This window comes from Mesorhizobium sp. M1A.F.Ca.IN.020.03.2.1 (assembly GCF_004023205.1).
Classification (GTDB): Bacteria; Pseudomonadota; Alphaproteobacteria; order Rhizobiales; family Rhizobiaceae; genus Mesorhizobium.
On sequence record NZ_RZSV01000273.1, the window covers coordinates 1 to 6657 of the forward strand.

The window sequence follows — 6657 nt, forward strand, 5'->3', positions numbered from 1 at the left end:
CTGTTTTCCATCCTCGAAGAGCTCAACTGCCAGGCCTTCATGACCGGCACCGACGCGGCGCTGTTTTCCAGCCTTGCCGGGCGGGCGCAATTCCTGACGGTCGATCACGGCAGCGTCGGCCCGACCGGCTGAACTGTCGAAGAGTTGAAAGCCCCTTGCACGACGATTTGTCCTGCGGGACAAGGCTTCGCCTTGCATGTGCATGACAAGGTTTCCTGCCCGCTATATGGTCCGGCCATGACGAATGCTGCACTCACCGACGAAGAGCTTGAGCGCTATGCCCGCCACATCGTGCTGCCCGAAATCGGCGGCCCCGGCCAGCAGAAGCTGAAGCGGGCGCGGGTGCTGGTGATCGGCGCCGGCGGGCTTGGGGCGCCTGTGCTCGAATATCTCGCGGCGGCCGGCGTCGGCACGCTCGGCATCGTCGACGACGATGATGTCTCCTTGTCCAACCTGCAGCGGCAGGTGATCCATGGCAGCGATACAATCGGCATGGCGAAGACCGACAGCGCTTCGGCGGCGATCTTGCGCATCAACCCCAATGTCAGGGTGGAACTGCATCGCCTCAGGCTGACCGAGCAAAATGCCCCTGCCCTCGTCGCCCAATACGATATCGTGGTCGACGGCTCCGACAATTTCGAGACACGCTATGCTCTGGCCGATGCCTGCGCCCAGGAAAAGAAGCCCCTGGTCACCGCTGCCGTTGGCCGCTTCGACGGCTCGGTGACGGTGCTGAAGCCATTTGAAACGGGGGCCAATGGCCAGCGCAATCCAGGCTACCGCGACCTTTTTCCGGAAGCGCCGCCCGAAGGGCTGGTGCCATCCTGCGCCGTTGCCGGCATCGTCGGCGCGCTGACGGGCGTCATCGGCACGCTGGAGGCAATGGAAGCGATTAAGCTGATCGCCGGCATCGGCGAGCCGCTGGTCGGCCGGCTGCTGCTTTACGACGGGCTGACCGCCCGTTTCGACACCGTCCGCTACAAGGCAGTCTGAGCGCATGGATCAGACGGCCACTCTCCTCGTCAGCGAGCTTCCGCCGGACTTTGCGCAGTGGGACGAATTGCTGGCGCTGATCCGGCGCGCCTTCGCCTATATGGACGGCGTCATCGACCCGCCGTCCTCGGCGCATCATCTCACACCCGAAAACCTCAAGAGCAAGGCCGGGCAAGAAACGCCGTTCCTGGCCATGGAGAACGGCCGGATCGTCGGCTGCGTCTTTGCGATGGAGAGGGCAGACGATTTCTATGTCGGCAAGCTTGCCGTCGAGCCTGGCCTTCAGGGGCGAGGCATAGGCGGACGGCTGATGCAGGCCGTCGACGATCTTGCCCACCGGCGCGGCAAGCAGGCCCTCGAGCTGCAGACGCGTATCGAGCTTACGGCGAACCACGCGGCCTTCGCCCGGCTCGGCTTTCGCGAGACCGGGCGCACCGCGCATGCGGGCTACGACAGGCCGACCTCGATCACCATGCGCAAGGTGCTGTCTTGAGCCTCGCGCTCAGCCCGGAGGAACAGGCAACCGCCGCCGGTAAGGACGGCGCGGGAATGGCGATGCGCATCGTCGCCGAGAGCGCGCGCCTGCTCGGCGCGCCGGGGCTGATCCCGATCTGTTCGGCGCATATCGACGGCGCGCTCTATCATGGCGATTCCGGCACGCTGTTCGCCGAGCGGCTGGTCGAAGGCGGCGCCAGTGTTGCCGTGCGCTCGACGCTCAATGTCGGGGCGCTCGACCTGACGGGCTGCTCGCGCATCCGCCTGGAAGAGCCGCAGCGCGGCATGGCGCGGCGGATGATGGATGCCTATCGCAAGCTCGGCTGCGAACAAAGCTGGACCTGCGCGCCCTATCAGGCCGGGCACAGGCCGGCACAGGGCAGCGATGTCGCCTGGGGCGAGTCCAATGCGGTGGTGTTCTGCAATTCGGTGCTGGGCGCCCGCACCAACCGCTACGGCGATTTCCTCGACATCGCCTGCGCCATCACCGGCCGCGCACCGGATTATGGCCTGCACCGGGCCGAGAACCGCCGGGCGCGGCTGGTGTTCGACGTCTCGGGCCTATTGCCTTCCTTCCTCGCTTCCGAGATCGCCTGGCCGGTGCTGGGCAGCCTCTATGGCCGCGAGGTCGGGGATACGATCGGCGTCGTCGCCGGCATCGCCAATCATCCCGGCGACGACGCGCTAAAGGCCTTCGGCGCCGCTGCCGCTTCCTCCGGCGCGGTCGGGCTGTTCCACATTGCAGGTGTCACGCCAGAGGCGCCGAACGTCGAAACCATTCTGGCCGAGCCGAAACCGGAGGCGGTGATCCACGTCACGCCGCAGATGGCGGCGAAGGCTCGCGCCGGCCTGTCGACGGCGGCGGTGCCGAAAACCATCGATGCGGTCGCCATTGGCAGCCCGCATCTGTCCTTTGCCGAGTTCGAGATGCTGGAGCGGCTGATTGCCGGAAGACGGCTCGCCGTGCCGATCTATGCCTGCACCGGCCGTCATGTGCTTGCCTTCCTGGAGCAGGACGGCCGGCGGAAGAGGCTCGAAGCGAGCGGGGTCGTCATCGTTGCCGACACATGCGTGGTGGTGACGCCGATCATGCCGGAACTTGCCGGCGGCGTGCTTATGACCAATTCGGGCAAGTTCGCGCATTACGCTCCGGGCAACACCGGCTATGCGGTGCTCTATGCCTCGCTCGCCGATTGCGTCGAAAGCGCGGTCGCCGGCAAGCCGCGCTTCACGGACCTCGCCGCATGAGCGCCGCCACGGAGATATTGGTACGGGGCAAGGCCGGTAAAGGCGAAGCGCTGGTGCTGACGGCGCCGATCAGCTTCTGGGGCGGCGTCGACCCGCAGACAGGCCGCATCGCCGATGTCCGCCACCCGCAGCATGGCGAGGTGATTTCCGGCCGGGTGCTGTTCCTGCCGGGCACCATCGGCTCGTCGTCGGCTTCGGCAGTGCTGATGGAACTGGTCCACAACGGCCGCGGGCCGGCAGCCCTTGTGCTGCACGAGCCGGACGCCATTCTTCTGCTCGGCCTGATCGTCGCGCGCGAAATGGGCTGGGAAACACCTATGGCGGTGCGGCTCGGACGCGGTGTGTTCGACGCCTATCGCGGAAGCACCGTCAAAGTCGACGACGACGGCGCCGTGAGCGTCGCCGCCTGAACAACCCGTGGTTTTTCAGGTCCTGAGCGGCAACACACGGTCCGGCGGGCGATGGCCGTCGAAGAAGGCGCGAATGTTGATGATCACCTTCTCGCCCATGTCGATGCGGCCTTCGAGCGTCGCCGAGCCCATATGCGGCAACAGAACGACCTTGCCCTTGTGGGCGAGCTTCAACAGCTTGCTGTTCAGCGCCGGCTCGTGCTCGTAGACGTCGAGGCCGGCGCCGGCGATCTTGCCGTCCTGGATGAGTTTGATCATCGACTCTTCGTCGATGATGTCGCCCCGCGCTGTGTTGACGATGTAGGCCGCCGGCTGCATCAGCGCCAGCCGCCGGGCCGACAGCAGATGAAAGGTCGCCGGCGTCGACGGGCAGTTGACCGAGATGATATCCATCCGGGCGAGCATCTGGTCGAGGCTTTCCCAATACGTCGCTTCCAATTCGTCCTCGACCGCCGGCAGCACGCGGTGGCGGTTGTGGTAGTGGATGGACAGGCCGAACGCCTTGGCGCGCCTGGCGACCGCCGTGCCGATACGGCCCATGCCGACAATGCCCAGGCGCTTGCCCCAGATGCGGCGGCCGAGCATCCAGGTCGGGGACCAGCCGGCCCATTTCTTCTCGCCGGTGAGCACGTTGGCGCCTTCGGCCAGCCTGCGCGGCACGGCGAGCATCAGCGCCATGGTCATGTCGGCGGTGTCTTCGGTGAGCACGTTCGGCGTGTTGGTGACGGTGATGCCTTTCTTGGCAGCCGCCGAGACGTCAATCTTGTCGACGCCGTTGCCGAAATTGGCAATCAGCTTGAGGTTCTCGCCGGCCTGGGCGATCAGCGCGGCATCGATGTGGTCGGTGATGGTCGGGACCAGCACGTCGGCTTCCTTGACCGCCGCAACCAGCTCAGGCTGGGTCATCGGCCGGTCCTCGACGTTGAGGCGCGCGTCGAACAGTTCGCGCATGCGGGTCTCCACCGGATCGGGCAGCTTGCGCGTGATGACGACGAGGGGCCGTTTTTTACCTGCCATTTTTTCCCCGAAGCTTCCTCGAAACCGATCTCGTTGAGACCTCTTTAACCAAGACAAGCGAAACTTGAAGCCAGTCGCGGTATCAGCCCACTCCTGTAACAAGCGGTGCCGCCGAAGACAAAGAAAAAGGGGCGCTCCTCCCACGGACCGGCGCCGAAAGGAATGAACGTGTCTGGTTTCGCCTCGCTCCGCCTGGCTTTCAGCGCAGCCGTTCTCGGCACTCTGCTTTGGGCGCCGCAGACATCCGCGCAAGGCGCGGCCACGTCGGCGCAGACCGTGACGCTGGGGCCGAGCGGCCTGCCGCTGCCGCGCTTCGTCAGCCTGAAATCCGGACGCGTCAACTCGCGCGTCGGTCCGGGCGCCAACTATTCCGTCGACTGGATGTATATGAAGGCCGGACTGCCGATGGAAATCATCCAGGAATTCGACACCTGGCGCCGCGTGCGTGACGCCGACGGCTCCGAAGGCTGGATCAACCAGTCGCTGCTTTCGGGCCGCCGCACCGCGATCGTCGCCCCCTGGCAGCGCGGCAAGGGCGGCCGAATCAATCTGCTCGACGATCCCGACAAGGACGCCGGCGTTGTCGCCATCCTCGAGCCAGGCGTGATGGGCTCGATCAAGAAGTGCGACGGTCAGTGGTGCGAGATGACCTTCGACGGCCATACCGGCTGGGTCGCCCAGTCGCAGGTCTGGGGCGCCTACCCGGGAGAAAAGGTCAAGAACTGATCTGGACCATGATCTGATCCAAACCGTAGGTCAGCGTAGAAAAACCGGTTCCGACTTTTCGCGATCATGGTCTTCGAGCCGCATCGCCAGATCGACAGGCCTCATCGCGGGCAGATCAGTCGCGGCGCTTCGGGCGCAGCCTCACCACGATATCGACGTTGGCGATCTCCATGCCTTCCGGAGGCTGCGGCAGGTTGGAGACGCTCACCGGGCCGCTGGCGATATCGAAGATCCGGTTCTCGCCCTCGACATAGAAGTGGTGGTGATCGGAAGTGTTGGTGTCGAAATACGTCTTCGACCCTTCGACGGCGAGGATGCGCAGCATGCCGGCCTGGGTGAATTGATGAAGGGCATTGTAGACGGTGGCCAGCGAAACCGGCACACCGGCGGCGATCGCCTCTTCATGCAATTCTTCGGCCGAAAGGTGACGGTCGCCCTTGGCGAAAAGCAGGTCGGCCAGCGCAATGCGCTGGCGCGTCGGCCTCAGGCCGGCTTCGCGAACCCGCTTGTCCACAGCGACATTTTCCTTCCGGCAGCCCGAATCCATCTATCCCGTCTAAGCTTGCAAGCCCCATAGACCGGTCCAGAATGGCAAAAAGAGGTCAATGCCAAAAACTGGACACCACCCGACATATATTCTGTCGCCCAAATGCGATCAATAGCGCGCATTGACCCAGGCAGGCGCACGGGTTAAGCGCAAACGCCGGTTTCCGGCCACAAACAGAGTGTGTTAGGAAACCAACGACATGGGCGCCCTGCCGCCCGGAACGAGAACGGGGACCGAATTAATGGCGGGTCAAAAGTCCAGCTACGACTACGAGGAACTGCTTGCCTGCGCCCGCGGCGAGCTGTTCGGACCGGGAAACGCCCAGCTGCCCTACCCGCCGATGCTGATGTTCGACCGCATCACCGAGATCAGCGAGACCGGCGGCGCCTTCGACAAGGGCTTCATCCGTGCCGAGTTCGACATCAAGCCGGATCTTTGGTTCTTCGCCTGCCATTTCATCGGCAATCCGATCATGCCGGGTTGCCTCGGCCTCGACGCCATGTGGCAATTGACCGGCTTCTATCTCGGCTGGCTCGGCGAACCCGGCAAAGGCATGGCGCTGTCGACCGGCGAGGTGAAGTTCAAGGGCATGGTGACGCCATCGGTCAAGAAGGTCGAATATGGCGTCGACTTCAAGCGCGTGATGCGTGGCCGCCTCGTGCTCGGCATCGCCGACGGCTGGCTCAAGGCGGATGGCGAACCCATATACGCGGCAACGGATCTGAAGGTGGGCCTGTCCAAGCAGTCCGCCGCCTGATCGCCATCGCCACGGGCCCTGGCGTGTCCGGCGGATGCGCAAGGACGCCGCGGTTTTATTTTGCGTATGATCGAAGGCGGAAACCAATTAGGTTTTTCGTCAAACTACGCCGGAAGGAGTTGCGAATGAGACGCGTCGTAGTGACAGGCCTCGGCATTGTGTCGTCGATCGGCAACAACGCCAATGAGGTGCAGGCCTCGCTTTACGATGCCAAGTCCGGCATCAGCTTTTCCAATTCCTTCGCCGAGCACGGTTTTCGCTGCCAGGTATGGGGCGCGCCGACGCTCGACCCGTCGGCGATGATCGACCGCCGCGCAATGCGTTTCCTGAGCCAAGGCGCTGCCTGGAACCATGTCGCCATGGATCAGGCGATCGCGGACGCCGGGCTCGGCGAGAGCGACATCACCAATGAGCGGACCGGCATCGTGATGGGCTCCGGCGGACCGTCTACCAGGACCATCGTG

Annotated in this window: 9 protein-coding genes and 1 pseudogene; 8 read left to right on the plus strand and 2 right to left on the minus strand. The window is 64.5% G+C overall.

Annotation, left to right across the window (positions count from 1 at the left end):
* The 5 genes and pseudogenes from EOA79_RS27975 to EOA79_RS27995 form a co-directional block, all read left to right on the plus strand.
* A pseudogene (locus EOA79_RS27975) lies at window positions 1–132 on the plus strand (DNA replication and repair protein RecF); the annotation flags it as partial.
* A gap of 105 nt (window positions 133–237) precedes the next feature.
* On the plus strand, window positions 238–993 hold the full coding sequence (locus EOA79_RS27980) for a molybdopterin-synthase adenylyltransferase MoeB (protein ID WP_095824400.1): 756 nt from the start codon (window positions 238–240) through the stop codon (window positions 991–993).
* Window positions 994–997: 4 nt separating this feature from the next.
* Window positions 998–1486 carry a GNAT family N-acetyltransferase gene (locus tag EOA79_RS27985; protein WP_095824219.1) on the plus strand — a complete coding sequence of 163 codons (489 nt, stop codon included), beginning with the start codon at window positions 998–1000 and terminating at the stop codon, window positions 1484–1486.
* Window positions 1483–2736 (plus strand): aconitase X catalytic domain-containing protein, encoded by a 1254-nt coding sequence (locus tag EOA79_RS27990; RefSeq protein WP_095824220.1) that lies wholly within the window; start codon window positions 1483–1485, stop codon window positions 2734–2736. Before EOA79_RS27985 ends, EOA79_RS27990 begins: the two co-directional genes overlap by 4 nt.
* Window positions 2733–3146 carry a DUF126 domain-containing protein gene (locus EOA79_RS27995; RefSeq protein WP_067324544.1) on the plus strand — a complete coding sequence of 138 codons (414 nt, stop codon included), beginning with the start codon at window positions 2733–2735 and terminating at the stop codon, window positions 3144–3146. The genes EOA79_RS27990 and EOA79_RS27995 overlap by 4 nt, the downstream gene beginning before the upstream one ends.
* A gap of 15 nt (window positions 3147–3161) precedes the next feature.
* On the opposite strand, the gene EOA79_RS28000 is transcribed toward EOA79_RS27995, so the two are convergent.
* Window positions 3162–4163 carry a D-glycerate dehydrogenase gene (locus EOA79_RS28000; protein WP_066996380.1) on the minus strand — a complete coding sequence of 334 codons (1002 nt, stop codon included), beginning with the start codon at window positions 4161–4163 and terminating at the stop codon, window positions 3162–3164.
* 168 nt (window positions 4164–4331) lie between these two features.
* Here EOA79_RS28000 and EOA79_RS28005 point away from each other — a divergent pair, with 168 nt between their 5' ends.
* Complete coding sequence (locus EOA79_RS28005) at window positions 4332–4889, plus strand: SH3 domain-containing protein (RefSeq protein ID WP_067324770.1); 558 nt, start codon at window positions 4332–4334, stop codon at window positions 4887–4889.
* A gap of 115 nt (window positions 4890–5004) precedes the next feature.
* On the opposite strand, the gene irrA is transcribed toward EOA79_RS28005, so the two are convergent.
* Entirely contained in the window at window positions 5005–5436 is a 432-nt protein-coding gene (gene irrA / locus EOA79_RS28010) for an iron response transcriptional regulator IrrA (protein WP_095824221.1), read from the minus strand.
* Between the two features lie 241 nt (window positions 5437–5677).
* Between irrA and fabA the strand changes: the two genes are divergently transcribed.
* Complete coding sequence (gene fabA, locus EOA79_RS28015) at window positions 5678–6193, plus strand: 3-hydroxyacyl-[acyl-carrier-protein] dehydratase FabA (RefSeq protein ID WP_027165888.1); 516 nt, start codon at window positions 5678–5680, stop codon at window positions 6191–6193.
* 125 nt (window positions 6194–6318) lie between these two features.
* A partial coding sequence (locus EOA79_RS28020) for a beta-ketoacyl synthase N-terminal-like domain-containing protein (RefSeq protein WP_281060302.1) occupies window positions 6319–6657 on the plus strand: 339 nt, incomplete at its 3' end.